Source organism: Flavipsychrobacter stenotrophus (assembly GCF_002954265.1).
Lineage (GTDB): Bacteria > Bacteroidota > Bacteroidia > Chitinophagales > Chitinophagaceae > Flavipsychrobacter > Flavipsychrobacter stenotrophus.
The window spans coordinates 948503-966319 of sequence record NZ_PPSL01000003.1; the positions used below are offsets into that span (position 1 = coordinate 948503).

Annotated in this window: 10 protein-coding genes; 8 read left to right on the plus strand and 2 right to left on the minus strand. The window is 42.5% G+C overall.

Annotation, left to right across the window (positions count from 1 at the left end; all coding sequences use genetic code 11):
* Nucleotides 1–141: 141 nt before the first annotated feature.
* Nucleotides 142–3483 (minus strand): PKD domain-containing protein, encoded by a 3342-nt coding sequence (locus CJD36_RS14000; RefSeq protein ID WP_105039804.1) that lies wholly within the window; start codon nt 3481–3483, stop codon nt 142–144.
* 307 nt (nt 3484–3790) lie between these two features.
* Between CJD36_RS14000 and CJD36_RS14005 the strand changes: the two genes are divergently transcribed.
* The 5 genes from CJD36_RS14005 to CJD36_RS14025 all read left to right on the plus strand — a co-directional run bounded on the left by CJD36_RS14005 (nt 3791) and on the right by CJD36_RS14025 (nt 9975).
* Nucleotides 3791–5818: a tetratricopeptide repeat-containing sensor histidine kinase gene (locus CJD36_RS14005; protein WP_105039805.1), complete on the plus strand. Its 2028-nt coding sequence runs from the start codon at nt 3791–3793 to the stop codon at nt 5816–5818.
* Between the two features lie 243 nt (nt 5819–6061).
* Nucleotides 6062–6463: a response regulator transcription factor gene (locus tag CJD36_RS14010; protein WP_161499317.1), complete on the plus strand. Its 402-nt coding sequence runs from the start codon at nt 6062–6064 to the stop codon at nt 6461–6463.
* A 9-nt stretch (nt 6464–6472) separates the two neighbouring features.
* Nucleotides 6473–7147, plus strand: a complete 675-nt coding sequence (locus CJD36_RS14015) for a response regulator transcription factor (RefSeq protein ID WP_105039807.1) — start codon at nt 6473–6475, stop codon at nt 7145–7147.
* Complete coding sequence (locus CJD36_RS14020; protein ID WP_105039808.1) at nt 7140–8288, plus strand: HEAT repeat domain-containing protein; 1149 nt, start codon at nt 7140–7142, stop codon at nt 8286–8288. Before CJD36_RS14015 ends, CJD36_RS14020 begins: the two co-directional genes overlap by 8 nt.
* A gap of 148 nt (nt 8289–8436) precedes the next feature.
* On the plus strand, nt 8437–9975 hold the full coding sequence (locus CJD36_RS14025; protein ID WP_105039809.1) for a glycosyltransferase family 2 protein: 1539 nt from the start codon (nt 8437–8439) through the stop codon (nt 9973–9975).
* A gap of 155 nt (nt 9976–10130) precedes the next feature.
* Here the strand turns inward: CJD36_RS14025 and CJD36_RS14030 are convergent, their stop codons facing one another.
* A complete protein-coding gene (locus CJD36_RS14030; protein WP_105039810.1) occupies nt 10131–10565 on the minus strand; it encodes a hypothetical protein in 435 nt (144 codons plus the stop codon).
* A 506-nt stretch (nt 10566–11071) separates the two neighbouring features.
* Between CJD36_RS14030 and CJD36_RS14035 the strand changes: the two genes are divergently transcribed.
* The 3 genes from CJD36_RS14035 to CJD36_RS14045 all read left to right on the plus strand — a co-directional run bounded on the left by CJD36_RS14035 (nt 11072) and on the right by CJD36_RS14045 (nt 17643).
* A complete protein-coding gene (locus CJD36_RS14035; RefSeq protein ID WP_161499318.1) occupies nt 11072–14020 on the plus strand; it encodes a tetratricopeptide repeat protein in 2949 nt (982 codons plus the stop codon).
* Nucleotides 14021–14030: 10 nt separating this feature from the next.
* On the plus strand, nt 14031–16286 hold the full coding sequence (locus tag CJD36_RS14040) for a DUF4838 domain-containing protein (protein WP_105039812.1): 2256 nt from the start codon (nt 14031–14033) through the stop codon (nt 16284–16286).
* Nucleotides 16287–16383: 97 nt separating this feature from the next.
* Nucleotides 16384–17643: an NRAMP family divalent metal transporter gene (locus tag CJD36_RS14045; RefSeq protein ID WP_105039813.1), complete on the plus strand. Its 1260-nt coding sequence runs from the start codon at nt 16384–16386 to the stop codon at nt 17641–17643.
* Nucleotides 17644–17817: the final 174 nt, after the last annotated feature.

Here is a 17817-nt window from a genome sequence, read left to right on the forward strand (position 1 = left end):
GTTAATAAGGTAATAAGTTAAAAAGTTAATAGGGCATGATACACGAAATGGCCACGCCAATAAAAGAGGGGCTGTCTCGTATTTTTGAGACAGCCCCTCTTTAACTTATTACCTTATTAATCTGTTAACTAATTAACCCAACTATCTCACCAACGTTACATTGCCTTGTTTCTTTATCTTCTGGCCATCTTTAAACTTAGCCTCGATCAGGTAGATGAATACGCCTTGTGGCTGTGGCTCATTATTAAACTTACCATCCCATCCAAGTCCTTCTGTATTCTTGGTTTCATAGATCTGTTGGCCCCATCTGTTAAAGATGTCCATCTTGAATTCTATGAGGCCACGTGACAGCAAATTGCGTGGGAAGAAGTAATCATTGATACCATCACCATTCGGAGTGAAGATATTAGGGAAGCTGATGTAACAATCATTAGCTATCCACACAGTATCAGTACCGATACATCCGTTTACTGTAACAGTAGCAGAGTAGTAGCCAGGTTCTGACGCAATGATGTGAGATGCAGTAGATCCGGTATTCCACAACCACGATGCTAGCGGATTACCCGCATTGGCCAGGTCGTAAATTTCTATCTCGGTACTGCCGGGACACATTGCTGAGTCTGGTCCGAGGTAGATGTTAGGGTTGTCGTAGATCTTTACATTGCGTGTTACTATAGCAGTATTACATGCTCTGTAGTATACTGTCAGTGTTATTGGCAACGTACCAACAGCATCAAAGGAGTGCGAAATAGGATTCGCGTCAGCATAACTTCCGCCATCGCCAAACGACCACAGATTACCTGTCATACCTATTGTAGTATAAGTGCCTGCAAAAGTTACCTGCCCGCCTCTGCATATAACCGTGTCACTTGCGTGCATGGTTATTGCACTGGTTGAGTCTACCTGTATTATTTTAGTAACCGCATCGGTACATGGTATGCCGTCAGTTACAGTAAGTGTAACCGGGTAAGACCCGGTATTCACAAATGTGTGCAGAGGGTCTTTGCTGGTAGCGGTAGCGCCGTCTCCGAATGTCCATGCATAGCTCAACACGGCACCTGTAGAGGTGTCTCTGAATGCAACAGATGTATTCTGGCAGATCACTGTATCCGGTGTCGATGTAAATATTGCTTTAATAGGTGCAGGGAAACTTACAGTTTGCAGCACATTACTATCCACACATTGTGTATTGGTAATGATCAGCTTTATAGTATATGTTGTTGCTGCTGTTGGGTGATAAATATGAGTTGGGTTTCTTGATGTATCTGTACCGCCATCACCAAAGTACCAGCGATAGAACAATGGTACAGGAGTAAGTGGAGTAGATATATTTGTAAATTTCACGGTATCTCCATTGCAACCCGGGTGAACTGTAAACGTAAAGCCTGCACTCAACTGAGTGTCAACCAGATTTACAGGACCAAGCATATTTGAAGTGCAATGGAACGGACTTGAAGCGCATGCACCTACAGTGTTGGCAACAAAATTGTTATAATTGCCCGACCCGAGGTTAGTAATCGTAATTGCGCTATCAGGTGCAACAAATGCTGATACCGGAGTTTGAGGAACGCCATTTAAAGTATACTTAATGGTATCTTGCTGGCCGGGGTGCATACCTATTATCTTTATCCATCCGTCATTAAATCCACAAGCCGTTGGTTGGTGAAATTCAAGGCGATCTATGGTGAATCCCGGATTGCTTAAAGTATAAGGTCCAATTGCCGGTGACGTGCACGTGCCAAACTTCACATACATATTATTGTAAGTGCCCGCGCAAAGCCCGCTCATTACATACGTTCCTCCCGATGAGGAGAAGATAGGTACACCGGTATTCGGCACGCCGTTCAGTGTAAAGTAGAGCGTATCTTGCTCCAGTGGATTTAAGCCTGATATGGTTAACGTACCATCATTATTTCCGCAGAACGAAGGGTTGGTCTTTGTGGCTGATATGGTTACAAATGTTGGTGGTGGTATAACAATAGAGTTCCTCGAATTACAGAAGGAAGAAGTAGCACTATATATCACCAATGTATCGTTGCCGGTATCCAACGTGTCAAGATACGTGCCTGTCACGCCTATATTACTATCTATTGGAGCACCTGTCGCATCCAGTACCATTACACTCCATGGGCTGCCCAAGCCACCCGGTGATATGGATACGATGGCATTACCTGCACAACTTTTAGGTTGTATTACTGTATACGCCAGCGTAGGTATGGGGTATATGCTTATTGTCAATGCCAGCGTTTGTGTTCCCTGCAGCGGGCATGCATCATCGGTATACGTTACATAGAATGTGTAGATGCCGGGAGTAGTACCTGTAGATGTCCATGAAATAGTTGTTACAGGGCTTGGTGTGCCATTACCTGCAACTGAAAATCCGCATCCCGGCGGTAATCCGGTATTGCTAACTGTTATATTGGTTGTGGGTGTTGCTGCTACGGCATTCAGGTTAAAGCTGAATGGCCCTGTTTCTGCACAAATATGAAAGTGAGTGGCGTCATCTACTGTGCCATTTGTTGCCGTTGTTATTCCCCCGGTAGGTGTAGGTATGGGGCACGAAATAACAGTAAAAGACATTTCACGTTGCATGCTGCCTATAAGTACATTGCCCCGGTACTCATTAATTGTATATACGACAACAGATCGCTGTAGTATATCCGGTACAAATGATATTTGTCCTGTTGCCGCATCAAAACCTACGGCCCCCGATACTGTATGTAGCGGATTAGTTCCCGAGTAAGGGTAGGTGGTAAGATACGTTACCGGCCCAAACCCTAACGAACATCCCCCCGCAGATCCATTCTGAGCAGCAACCAATGAGAATGAAAGGCTGTCACCGTCTGCATCAACTGCGCCGGGGTTATAGGTGTCGTTACCATTCTGGCAGAAGAAGGGTACCGGTAAGATAGTAAGAATAGGATTAGAGTTAGTTGCCACAGCAAGGTTGTTAAGTGTGGCTTCCAATTGTATATAGGACACTGGTGTGCTCGATATGTTTGTAAGTGAGGTTGCTCTACCTGCTATGTAAGCACCACCCAGGTAACCATTAAAGATAAACTTCCAGTTAGCAGAGTTATATGGCACTGTATAGGTAGTGGTGTAAACGAATTTTTTGATGCCCGGCGTTGGTGATGCGAGGTTGGTACACTTGGTGTTGGCTGCTTCATCAGGGCAAACAGGGGTGATCTCCACTCCGGCTGTGGGTGCCTGTATGGTTAGTGCCAGTGTAGCCACACTTGTAGTTCCGTCAAATACACATACACGTGGTATCGACGTAGAGAGGCCGGCAAAGGCGGTGGTAGTTGCTGCTGATTCGCAATCTCCGTATAAAATAACAGTGATCTTATATTGATTACCGGTTACCCATGTATAATAAAGATCTGCGCCTACCAGGTGGTTTGCTTTTGCGGCTACACTCAGCAGCAGAAACCCGCAGCAAAACAATAGATTACGAAGAAATTGAGGTAAAATTCTTTTCATACTGCTTTATATATGACAGATAATAATTTTATTACGGATATCTCCTTATAGATACAGCCAATAATCATCAAATGGTTGGTTTTGAACCTAAGATAGTTTTTTCGTAATTACATCAAGAGAGCCATAAAGATAGTTTTTTTTAGTTATAACACCTAGCACATATTCGTTGTTTGTTCTTCATGTGTATTTTGTGTCGCTTCTCAGTTTCTATTTTAAATATTATTATTGTTTAAATAGTTTGTAAGGCTATATTTGTATAACATTATCCTTCTCTGTGCCGAAAACACTGTTCGTTACAATTTTCGTTATGCTGACTCTTGCGTCATGTCATCTTAAAGATGATCATGCCGCTACAGCAAATATTTCTATGGACTCCGCTGTTATTCGTGCCGATAGGATGCATGACTCCGGCAATAAAGTGGCCGCTGCCGAGTATATCTCCAACGTTCATGCACATGCAGGGAAATTATCCGTTGCCGATGAAATGAAGTATGTTACCTACTGTAATATATTGTACATGGATCTTGGTTACTATGAAAAAAGTATAGATCTGGCTGATTCCATGTTAGGAATTCTAGAAAGAAACGGCCTCAATAAGAATCCTAAAATGTATATGGAGATATACAATCTCAAAGCCGATGCACTGATGGCTAAGGGATTGTACAGCGAGGCATACGATTATTACTACAAGGCTAAGGTACTTGCCCAGACCAATGCAGATTCTTGTTCGTTTACTATTTATAATCATAGTCTCGGTATAGTTTTATACCGCCAGCAAAAATATCTCGAAGCGGCTCAGTATTTCAAGCAGTCCTTCAACCAGGCGCTTTACTGTAACCCCGATTTTTCAAATTTCTATCTGAAACAGGAACTGCTTGATGACATCGGGTTGTGTTACGGAAAGTTAAATATGACAGACAGTGCCGTGTTGTATTATAGCAAGGCGCTTAAATTTATTAGAGAGAATATCGACAAATTTCCCGGCAAGCCCGCAAAGGCATTCGAGAGTGCAGAAGCCGTTGTATGGGGCAATATGGCCGATGTGTACATTGCTGCCGGCAGGTACGACTCTGCTAAAACTTTACTTAGTAATAGCATCAAGGTAAACCTGCAGAAAGATTATACAAATTCAGATGCTGAACTAAGCCAGATCAAGCTTGCCAATATATACCTGGAAACAAAGCAACTGCCGGAGCTGAAAATTTTGCTCGAGGATATAAGAGCGGAACTGGACACAATTCCAAGCAGGGTTGTAGAAATAAAATGGAATTGGGTGGCAAGTAAGTACTACGAGCAGCGGGGAGATTCTGTTAAAGCTTACAAACATCTGGTCGATTATATCAACAAAAATGACAGCTTTATTGAGCGTAATAAGGCTTTGATGAGCTCAGATATAGAAGGACGGTTAAAAAATCAGGAAAGGCAATACCAGATATTTTCTTTGCAGAAAAATAAGAAGCAAGACGAAATGTGGCTGGTTATTGCATTGGTTATCATTGTAATGGCTGTTATCATCATTTTCCTTGTTCTTCGGTATTCCTCCCGGGTTAGTAAGGATATGAGGTCACTTACCGCATTAAATGAGAAAGTAAATGAAAAGCAGCAACAGCTGGAGATAGCTTTAAAGGAAGTGGAATTCAGAGATAAAGACAAATCCCGCATTCTCAGGTCTGTAGCGCACGATGTAATGAGTCCTATTTCCGCTATTTCCGCCCTTACCGATATTCTAATAGGCGATTCTGCCGATAGGCCTGAAGAAGAGCTGGAAATGCTTCGGCTCATTAATGAAGCTTGTAATAATTCTTTGAATCTAAGCAAAGACATTCTAGAAGCTGCCGAGACCATAGCGCCGGGTAATATGCACAAGGAGATGACCGATGTTAACAAGCTAGTCATTAGTTGTGTGGAATTGCTCAATGCAAGGGCTCACGTTAAGCAACAAAATATTACAGTAGTATCTTACGATGAGAACATTCAGGCTTTTATACATAAAGATAAAATATGGCGTGTTTTTAATAATCTCATCGTAAATGCCATTAAGTTCAGTTATGAAAACACTACAATTGCTGTAAAGATCAGCAAAGTAGCAGATAATGTGGTGGTATCTATTAATGACACCGGTATGGGAATACCTGAAAAAAATAAACACCACATTTTTGATATGTTCACCGAAAGTAAAATGTATGGCACCTGCGGAGAAAAACCTCACGGCATAGGGCTTGCTATCTCCTTGCAGGTGGTTCGTGCCCACGACGGCGAAATATGGTTTGAAAGCGTGGAAGGCAGGGGTACAACATTCTACGTTTCCCTCCCTCTGAAAGTAACAAATTCTTAATCAATGGTTATGGCTGTCCTATTGAGTTGTTAATCACGCCCGTATTGGCCCTCAGCTTTTTGTAAGGCGGGTTAATTGTTATAGTTTTGCTTGTAGATATTAAACAGTATCTTTATATTCATCAGCCGCATGTTTGTTTTGTGAAACGAATGTATTAGCTTTGAGATATAAATTTTACTTATAATGGCGATGCCTTCCGGCATTTGTCAAAATATTTATTGCATAAAACAGTACAAAAATTCCATGGCTACCATACTTATAATTGAAGATGACGACATAATGCTCAAGGCCATCAGGAATATCCTTACAAAATCTGGCTATGAGGTGATCACGGCAAAAGATGGTAAGGAAGCTTTTGAAAAGTTGGATACTGAGGAGTATGACGTTGTAGTTACAGACCTCATGATGCCATATGCCAATGGGCTTGAAGTAGTGAGCAGGTTAAGGAGTGATTCTACAAAAAGACATGTAAGCATTATTGTAGTATCATCAGTAGGAAACGAGGAAACGATCACTGAAGCATTCAGACTGGGAGCAGATGATTATCTCAAAAAGCCTATCATGGCGGGTGAGTTGCTCATCAGGATCAAAAAATTATTAGACAGCAGGTCGAACAACCAAAAGTTGGTGACCAAAAAAAAATAGAAGCCACACATGCCCGAAGGACACAACTTCCTTTTCTTATTTTCAGTACAATTTGATAATGCTCCCGGTGGTATCAAAGCCGCTCTTATTCTTATCCCTCTCGCTATAATTGCTCTTATTATTGTTGCAGTCATAAAAAAGAAAAAAAAGAACATTGCCGCAGTGCCTGTAGTTGCAGCAGAGTCTCCGCTGCCTGTTGCGGCACCTGTGGTAAAGCAATCTACCCCACCCACCTCAGTTGTTGCTAAAGACAATGCCGCGCCATATGTTGCTAATATCCTCATAATTGAAGATGATAGCATAATGCTGTTGGCCATAAGAAGCATACTTGCTAAGTCGGGCTATAACCTTATTACGGCCAGAGATGGTAAAGAAGCCTTTGAAAAACTGGATACAGAAGAGTATGATGTGGTAGTAACTGACCTTATGATGCCTTATGCCAACGGGCTTGAAGTAGTAAGTAAGATAAGAAACGATATGTCTAAAAGGCATGTCAGCATCATTGTTTGTTCTTCGGTGGGTAATGAAGAAACAATAACAGAAGCGTTCAGGCTGGGTGCAGATGATTACCTGAAGAAGCCTATTAAGGCCGAAGAGTTATTGACAAGAGTAAAGTCATTATTAGAAAGAAGAACGAACAACCCTAAGTTAGTAACAAAAAAAACAGCGCGTGTAAATGTTTAGTAGCCTTGTTGCATTAATTACGTCGGCATATGAGCAGTTTATCTACCTGCCGCTTTTTATTGAGATCGCCATCATATTTATTTATGTGGCTATCATAGCTACAGTCACAGCCTATAGCGTTATCATGTACAAGCGCTGGCAGGCTTATGTTGAAGAAAAGAGACTTGCTTTTATCAGTCCAAAGATCGAGGCAATGATCACCGAGCAGGTGCTGCTCAATGAAAATCTAGAAAAGATACCGGTCGATGACATAGAATTTGATCAGGCAGCCCTCAACGATCAGGCATTTAAACACAAATGGGTACGTCAGGCTATCATTGATATACTTATTCAGTACCGCAGAAATTTCAGGGGCGAGGTGGGGGAGTTGCTTAGAAAGCTTTACCTGGATATGGGCCTGATGAAAGAAGCCGATGAAAAGTTGAAGAACATTCACTGGGAAGTGCAGATAAAGGCTCTTACAGAGTTGACCCGGATGGATATCAGCATATCGGATGTAACCATTCTGCCACTGACCAATAGCCAGAAGCCCGAATTAAGGGCCGCCGCGCGTAATGCCTATGTTCAGCTGAGTAAGAACGAACCTTTTAAATTCTTCGATATTGCCACTGAGCCTATTCTTCCCTGGGATCAGCTGGAGTTATTCAAGATCATTACTACCACCAAAGATATTCCTATCCCCAACTTCTCAAGGTGGGTAAGTTACTCAGAAAATAAAAGTATAGTTTCATTTTGCCTTAAGCTCATCGCGCACTACGATCAGCAACCGGCAATACCGGCAGTAATGGGTATCTTAAATAATAAGGATCACTACTTCCGTGCCGATGCTATTAACTGCCTGGGTAAGTTGTCTGCAGAGCATGCAGAGCCTAAGATGCTGGAAATATACAATACGCAGCCGCTTAACTGCCAGCTCGAAATATTAAAGGCGCTAGGTCGTATCGCTTCTGGTAAGCACCTCGAATTTTTGAAAACGGAATTTTTATACTCTTACAACTTCGATATCAGAATGCATGCTGCCCGATCTCTGATCAGGCACAACACACCTATATCACGTGCAATGGTAGATGATATAATGAACACCGCTGAAGACGAAGCTAAGTTGATCATTAAGCACTGCCAGAATCCGTTGATTAAGTAGTCTTGTATTTTGAGGTTGAAATAGGAAATAATAGCTCACTCGTAGTGTTACAGAAGAGCTGACAAAGTTTAAAAGTTATTAGTGAAGTTTCGCTTGGTCCACATGTTACACAACTGGTGCGAAAACGAACAGAAACATAATTGATACTATGCAGGCAATAAGGAATTGGATCATTAATAGCAGTTTTTTAGAAAGTCTTGGTACTTTCTACCAGACTGTAGTGTTCATATATGGTACAACGCTTCTGGCTGTGTACGCTATCCTGGCTATCATGTCACTGATATCTATCCGCAGGTATCTGAAGAAGAATGCCTCTGTAGATTATGGTATCATCCTTGAATCTCCTTTGGCTCCGGGTATCTCTGTAGTTGCGCCCGCGTTCAATGAGGGTGTAACCATCATTCAGAATGTACGTTCACTGCTCACATTCAACTATCCTAAGTTCGAGGTTATCATTATCAATGATGGTAGTACAGATGATACACTGGAAAAGTTGATCGATGAATTTCAACTTGTACACGTAGAGTATGCCTTCCGCGAAAAGCTGAACTGTATGCCTATCAAGCGTATATTCAAGTCTACCAACTCTGCATATGATAAGTTGATCGTTATAGACAAGGTTAACGGTAAGAGTAAGGCTGATGGATCTAATGCGGGCATTAACCTGGCTAAGTATGACTACTACCTGTGTACGGATGTGGATTGTATCCTTGATAAAGATACCCTCACAAAACTGATCAAGCCGTTCATGGATCAGCCCACGGAGGTTTCTTCTAAAACGGGAGAAGATAATACAAAGCGAGTAATTGCATCTGGTGCTACGCTGCGCATGGTAAATTCATGCGACGTTGATGGCGGTTTGTTGATACGTGCAAGGCCTCCACGCAGGTTCCTTCCTCGTTTTCAGGAAATGGAATATATCCGCGCCTTTGTATTAGGTAAAATGGGTTGGGATCTCATCAACTCTGTGCCCAATGTGTCGGGTGGTTTGGGTATGTTTGATACCGAAATATCTGTAAAAGCGGGTGGTTACGATTCTAAGTCATTTGGAGAGGACATGGACCTGATCACCAGGATGTGTTCTTACATGAAATCTAACAATAAGCGATATGCGGTAAAGTATGTACCACTTACGCTCTGCTGGACAGAAGGCCCTACAACACTTAAAGTATTTGGCCGTCAGCGCTCACGTTGGGCTCGCGGACTGGCACAGATCATGAGTATTCACCGTAAGATCCTGTTCAATCCACGTTTCGGAAGACTGGGCGTTATTGTATTTACTTATAACTTCTTCTTCGAGCTTTTGGCGCCATTGGTTGAGTTTGGTGGTATTTTGTTCTACATCTACCTTATTATCACCGGGCAGATCAACTGGCCTTTCGCTATCATACTTATAGTGTTCGTTTACACGTTCTCTGTAATGATCACAACACTTGCACTACTTTGGGATCAGCTTAGCTTTAAATACTACAAGACATGGGGAGAAGTGATAGGCCTTTGTCTGATGGCATTTTTGGAGCCGTTCCTGTATCACCCGCTTATCCTGTTTTTCGCACTCAAGGGCTATTTTAACTTCGTTACCGGCCGTAAGCACGTATGGGGAAATATGCAGCGCCAGGGCTTTGGTGCACAGCCTAAAAAGAAGAAAGGCAAAGATGAACCCACCCCGGAAGTTAACCCGGCTTAATCAGCAGTTTATGAAACAATATAGTAAAGAGGAACCAGAAACGGTTCCTTTTTTGCATTTACACCGATATTGCCATGGCAATTTGTCAATCGGGACGTATCTGCTACCTGACGTCACTGGTCGAAGTGTTCGCTTAATCCTGAAAGATGCTGGTATCAACTACAGCGCTGGCTATTCATGCCAATGTCAGCAATTACAGTGGCTATCATGCCTGTGTCATCCACCCATAACTGCAGACCAAGGGTCGCAATTTCATATACTTTCTGCTGTTCGTCTTCGTTAACCCAGAGCCTGTCATTAACTATTGTTTCTTCTCCGCCGATTTTGAAATACTCAAAGAAATTTTTAACTGGCATGCGGTATAAATTTCTGCTTTTCAGATAGCAATCAAAGTATATCCCAATTGTATCTATTATTCCTTGTTCATCTGTGTACACTATTAAATCGCCGCCATAATAATAATAGGCGGTTGATTCAGTCATTGGTTCATAGTCGCCAATATTATCAGGAGGGAATTTCCCCAGGTAATTAGCAATCGGTGTGTTGAATGAAAAAGGTCCAACAGAACTGTTTGGGATTATTTCAACCATATTGATAAAGAGCTTAGTTAGCTCATGCCATAAAAGTAAAAAGAGAATCCAACATTCTGCTTATTCTAAAATTCTGGCCATTCTGATTCAGACAATGGCGTAATATTTTCCTGCCAAATCTCGTAAAAATGACAATCCACACATTATCCACAGGAATATATATTTACTAACAGGCACTTCACATATTTCTGCACATTAAGTGTTTGTAATTTTTTTCAGGTTTTATTTTGTATTGCTCGATTTTATTCTCTGGCAACTTTATAGAATGCTTGATTGTCTGGAAGGCTTTATTGTATTGATATTCAGCAGATTTATACAACTATTAGTCACCCTGTTATCGTTGTTGAAAATCTATCTATTATTGCAAAAAACATGTAACTAAATAAAAAAAGTTTGTCACAGATTATTAACATTACTGAATAATGCTTTATCTTGTGTCGCTATTATTGTTTATAAGGAACGTTAAAATTTCAGAAGCACAACTAACTAGTATTAAATTGAACAACATGTTGAAGAGAATCTCGAAGCTTACGCTTGCGTTGATGCTTTTGTGTCTGTACACAAATGCACAATGGCTCAAGAAATTCGAATCGTCAGATAACCTGTATCAGGATGCGAAAAGGGAGATAGAGCTCAAGCACTATCAGAAGGCAATAAATATGTGTAACAAGGCGTTGGATATATCTCCAAAGAATATGGATATCCATTTGCTGTTGGGGCGTGCCTATTCTCTTGCCGGTAAGGTAGATAGTGCTCGTCTGGAGTTGAACAGGGTTATTGAAAAGAATCCAAAATACCGCGATGCCTATATCTACCTGATCAATATGGAGTCTATTGCGTGTAACTACGTACAGGCTATTGAATATGCGGATCTGGGACTGAAGTACTTTCCAAACGACAGGGATATCTTGCTGAAGAAACTCGATGTGTATAACAAAGAGGGTAACTGGATAGAAAGTAACAAGTTAGCTGATTACTTGTTCGACAAGTACTCAGGCGATCCGTTCATTCGCACAGTATACCTGGAATATAAATTAACACTTGCACGCCAGTATTCTCACAAGGGATACATTGATATAGCTAAGCGTTCTTATGAAGCTGTGCTGGAGCAGGACCCTTTGAACAAAGAAGCAATACAGGCGGTTTACAACCTGGATGTAAGATCGGGTAACTATGTAAGTTCATTGGCGTTTACCAATCGTGCACTACAGGCATCGCCAAGTTCTTATGAGTTCATGATCAAGAAAGTGGGTATCCTTGAGGCTATGTACCGCTACGTTGATGCGATTGAGGTAATACAGAACCTGGAAAAACTATATCCTAACGATCCGGAAGTACGTAAGCTAGGACCATACATGCGTATGCAGGCTGGTAGGTATTATATGAACTCCGATCCATATCTGCAGTTCCAGGGTGTATTGGAGAAGGAACCGGGTAACCGCGATGCGTTGAATTATGTAGTGAACATTGCTAACAGCCGTGGCCTTTCTGAAGATGCATTGAGCTGGGTAAATACAGGATTGAAGAAATACCAAGGTGACAAGGATCTGACTATTAAGAAAATGGGTATCCTTACCAACCTGAAAAGCTATGGTCTTGCATCAAAGCTGGCGGAAGGTGTGTACAGGCAAAACCCCACTCCCGACAATAAAGCAAATTTTATAGAACTGAGAACGCAGAGTGCTAAGGCATATATTGCTGAGCAGGAATATGACAGTGCGATCAGCGATCTGAAAACTGTTTTACAGTACGACCATTCAGACAAGCAAGCCACCTCAATGATGGTAAACGCATACTCTCAGCAAAAGAGGTATGACGATGCATTGCACGTTATTGATGAGGTGTTAACTTATTATCCGGGCGATGAAGGTTTGCTGTACAAGAAAGCCGGTGTTCTGGAATCTTATCAGCATTATGCAGAGGCGGCACAGATATCAAGAGATCTCTTGCAGCGTTACCCTGACAAGCGCCACTACCTGAATAGCTTCGTAGAGCAGTCTTTGGCCGCGGGCCGTCAGTCGCTTGCCTATGATGACTACTCAAGTACCAAGACAATTTTACAGGAAGTGCTGGAAAAGCAGCCCGATAATCTGGATGCCTTGAACTATATCATAAATATTGAAACTGCCTTCAAGCAATATGACTCTGCAATCGTTTACGCAGATCAGGCGTTGCATTACTACCCCGATTCAAAAGATCTGTTATTCAAAAAAGCAGCTATTTACAGCGATGCGCATAAATATCAGGAAGCGTATGCTATTACCGGTGCGTTACATGGTCAGTTTCCATACAATATCCGTTTCCGCGATGCTTATATAGATCAGTTGCAAGGTTCGGGCCGCCAGTACATGGCATCAAATATGGCTGATAGCGCATTGGGCGAATATTACAAAGCATTGGAAGCTTCACCGATAGATTCAAACACTTTGTTTTATGCTATCAACATTCTCAATGATCAAAAGCAGTATGATACTGCGTTGGCATTGATAGCCCGTGGCCGCCGTGCTTACCCTGATAAGCCTTACTTCTTGTTGAAGAGGGCCGTGATCTATGAAAATCAGTTGAAGTGGGAAGAAGCCTGGTTGACCGCAGATACGCTGACCAAGATGGCTAATCTGGACCCTAAGTATCAAGATTATACTAACTACTTGTTTAGCCGCAGGCTGAAGAACCAGTGGGGTGTAGCTTACCTTAGGTCTAAGTTCGACTATGCGCCTTCTATTAACCACATAGCCACGGTACAATATACCCGCAGAATAAAGCGCGGTTCTATAACCGGGCGTATTAACTACGCCGGTCGTCAGAATGGTACGGGTTTCCAGTTTGAAGCAGATGCGATATATAATCATACGCCGAAGTGGTATTCTTACGGTGTGGCCTCTTACTCTCCTAATGGTATCATCTTCCCTCAGTTGAAGTTGGGCTATTCTATCTTCCATAGCTTTAAGCATGGTTATGATGGTGAGGTGGGTGTCCGCTACCTGAAGGCGGATAGCGGTACTACATTGTCTTTCCTGGCTTCAGTAGCTAAGGAGTACAAAGATTTCTACTTCAACCTGCGTGGATACTACATCAACCTGAATACTAATTTGTCTTCGGCCAGCCTGGCTAGTGCAGCTACTACACAGCCTAACTATTACTCTGTAATTTTGTCAGCACGTTATTACATGAATCCTGTCACGCACGGCGATTGGTTCTCTGCAATAGCAGGTTATGGTACTGCTCCCGATGATTTTAGTCGTAACTATGCATTGGCACAACTTTTGTCTTATCCAACAGTAAGCTGTGGCGCGGGTTATACCAAGCAGATAAAGCATAGAACTACAATTGGTATGTTCTTCTCGTGGTACAACCAGAAGTATACCGATGCTGTTTTTGTTAATAATGAAAAAATTGCTGACCCGACTTATCATAACCAGTACGACTTCTATCTGCAATTGCTGAGGAGGTTTTAATTAAAATACTATGAACAGAAAATGGCTCTGCGGATACTTTATCATACTTCTGATACTTAACTCCTGCGGCGGTCGTTCTCAGGAAATAGTATTGGTCAGCAACAAGGTATCTGAATATAAAATAGTTATCCCATCTCAGCCATCTGCTCTTGAGCAGCGAGCGGCAAAGGTGCTACAGAATTATATACAACAAATATCAGGAGCTCAATTGCCGGTAGTTCGCGGAGACGCGGGTGCCGGCAATGCTGCTTTATACCTGGGGCACACCCAAAAGGGCGATAGAATGCATCCCGGTAAACTGGCTGCTGAAGCTTACTTGCTGGAGACAAGGGGTAAAGACCTGTTTATAATGGGTGGTAGCGGGAAAGGTCTTATCTATGGTGTCTATGCGCTGCTGGAGAATAACATGGGCTGTAAGAAATTAGCTAATGTTCCGGCGTTTGTGCCGTCAGCTGCAACAATAAAGATTCCGGTGCTTCATGAAGAGGTAAAGCCTCAGTTCGAATACCGCGAGTGTTATTATCCGGCCTCGGCTGATGCTGAATACCTGGAGTGGAACAGGCTACAGAAGTTCGAAGATCTGTGGGGCTTATGGGGACATTCTTATAATAAACTTGTGCCTCCTGCAACTTACTTCAAGTCTCACCCGGAGTACTATGCACTGGTAAAGGGCGTTCGTCAACCATCACAGTTGTGCCTTGGTAATGATGAGGTATATAAGATAGTAGTTGCTGATATGAAGAAGAGGATCTCTGATAATCCTGATGCCATCTATTGGTCTGTAAGTCAGAACGATGATATTGGGTATTGCGAATGTGACAAGTGTAAACCTGTAAATGATGAGCAGGGCACACCAGCCGGGTCATTGATCAAGTTTGTGAATAAGGTAGCAGGCAATTTTCCTGATAAGAAGATCACTACACTTGCCTACGCCTATACACATAAGGCGCCCAAGAGTTTAAAGCCGGCAGCTAATGTCTACATCTTCCTGAGTAATATAGAGGCATACAGAGATAAGCCATTAAGTGAAGAAGGCAGTGCAGCACAGTTCAGGACAGATCTGAAGGGTTGGGCCGCGCTGACACCAAACATTTTTGTGTGGGACTACATCACTCAGTTCACTAATTACCTGGCACCTTTTCCTAATCTTCATACGCTGCAGCCAAATATCCAGTACATGAAGGATAATGGAGTGAAAGGAATATTTGCGCAGGGTAGTGGCGATACATATGGTGAATGGGCTGAATTGAGAAGCTACCTAGAGGCTAAGCTGATGGCAGATAGTAAGGCTGATGTGAAGAAGCTTACTGCTGATTTTATGACCAACTATTACGGCCCGAAAGCTAGTAAGAACCTGCTGGCCTATATCAATATTATGCAGGAAAAAATGCTGACATCAAATCGTAAACTAGACATTTACGGCAACCCTATAAATGAATATAGATCTTACCTTACTCCAGATCTGATAGAGCAATACGGTACCATCTTCGACCTGGCTGAGGGAGAGGTGGAGAACAATCCAACACTACAAGACAGGGTAATGAAAGCACGCCTGTCGCTGGAATACACAGTGCTGCAGCAGGCAAAGTTTTATGGTATAGAGAAGCACGGCATCTTTGAGAAAGAAAATAATGGTGAATGGGTGCCCAAAGGAAAATTTCGTGATCCGAAACACCTGCGCGCATTTATAGATAACTGTAATAAAGCAGGTGTGAAAGAATTGTCGGAAGGTGGTTTGACTCCTGATAAATATGCTGCTGAGTGGGCAGAAATACTAAAGGGAGGCGTAACCCCAACTAAGGCGATCGGGGCCACGGTTGCATTGCAATATCCCTTTGCGGAAGATTATCCTGCCAAGGGAAATAGAACTTTGGTAGATGGCAATCCGGGGTATAACGACTTCAGTTTTAACTGGCTCTGTTTCTATAATGTGCCTATGGTGGCCACTATAGACCTTGGTAAATTGCAAAGTATAAAGACCATAAAAATGCATTTTCTTGATGATCCCCGCCACTGGATATTCCTGCCTGAAAAGATCAAAGTGGAGGTATCTGATGATGGCGTAAAATACAGAGCGTACGACGAGATGACTCCGCCTGCAAACGGAGAGCATTTTGATGTGGCTGTAAAGCCTTATGCAGCAAAGGGAAGTACTAATGCAAGGTTTATAAAAGTAACTGCCACAAATCTTTCGGCATTGCCGGTATGGCGCTTCAGCGCTACTAAAAAGCCTATGATAGCCTGCGATGAGGTGTATGTGCAATAACATAATGATCGGGTTCTTTATATTCATGTAACTTCAATGGCGCGGTATTTTTAATGCTTGTGCAATGGCGGATCTATAGGATTAAATAGCAAATACAGTGAGCGGCGGATTCATAACAAAAGCTAAGAAGTTTTTTAAGACACTAGGCCCCGGCCTTATTACCGGTGCCAGTGATGATGACCCGTCGGGCATAGCGACCTATTCGCAGGCCGGTGCCCAATTTGGCCTTACTACACTGTGGACATCACTGCTCACTTTTCCGTTGATGGCGGCAGTGCAGGGTATGTGTGCGCGTATTGGTATTGTTACTTCTCAGGGGCTTACGGTGACATTAAAGAAGCACTATTCGAAGCCGCTTTTATACACCATGTTACTCTTCAGTTTTCCTGCTATAACACTAAATATAGGCGCCGACATACAGGGTATGGGTGCGGTAGCCAATATGGTTTTTCCGCAGGTGCCGGTGTTTGTTTTCTGTATTTCTATTACAGCCATTCTCATGTTTGTGATCATCAATTTTTCTTACGAAAAGATCGCCAGGATATTGAAGTGGTTGTGTCTTTCACTGCTGCTATATATCATTGTGCCCTTTATGGTAAAGCAGGACTGGGGGCTTATCGCAAAGCATACGCTTATTCCCACCCTTGAATTTAATAAGGAGTTCCTGGCCATTATAGTTGGTATTTTAGGGACCACCATATCGCCTTATTTATTTTTCTGGCAGGCTACAATGGAGGCTGAAGGGATGCAGCATAAGAAGAAAGTTGTGGTGAACAATGTGATACTTGGAGAGATGAAAATGGATGTTAACTCGGGCATGTTGTTGTCTAATGTGGTCATGTTCTTTATTATTCTCACTGCAGGCAGTGTACTATTTCCGGTTGGTATAACTCATATAGATACAGTAGACCAGGCGGCAAAAGCACTGGAGCCATTGGCCGGGAAACTTACCTATCTCATCTTTGCTACCGGTGTGTTGGGAACTGGCCTGCTGGCCATACCCGTGCTCGCTGGTTCACAATCTTATATGCTTGCGGAAACCTTTGGGTGGCAGGCCGGGCTGGATAAGAAGTTTGCCGAAGCAAAGCCGTTTTATATTTCTATTATCATTTCGCTCATAGTGGGGTTGTCTTTAGATTTTATGGGGGTGAGTCCTATAAAGGCGCTATTGTATACTGCCATATCTTATGGTCTTACCGCGCCGGTATTGATAGCCATTATCCTGCATATTGGTAATAACCAAGAGATAATGGGCAAGCATACCAACTCAAAACTCTCCAATATTCTTGGCATTATTACATTGTTGTTAATGACGGTAGCCGCTGTAGGGCTGATATGGTTTTTGATCAAAGGTTGATCTCCGTTATGTTGATTAGTTCGGGTTTAAGAATGGTTAATGCGGTATTGCGTACCTACGGCACGCTGTGCAAGAGCGGGGAGGGTTGCCACAAACCTTTTGCACCTAACGGTGCAATGTGATTAACTTAAGGATTTGTTGTTGGCTTAAATAATTATGTCGCCCTTACAGGGC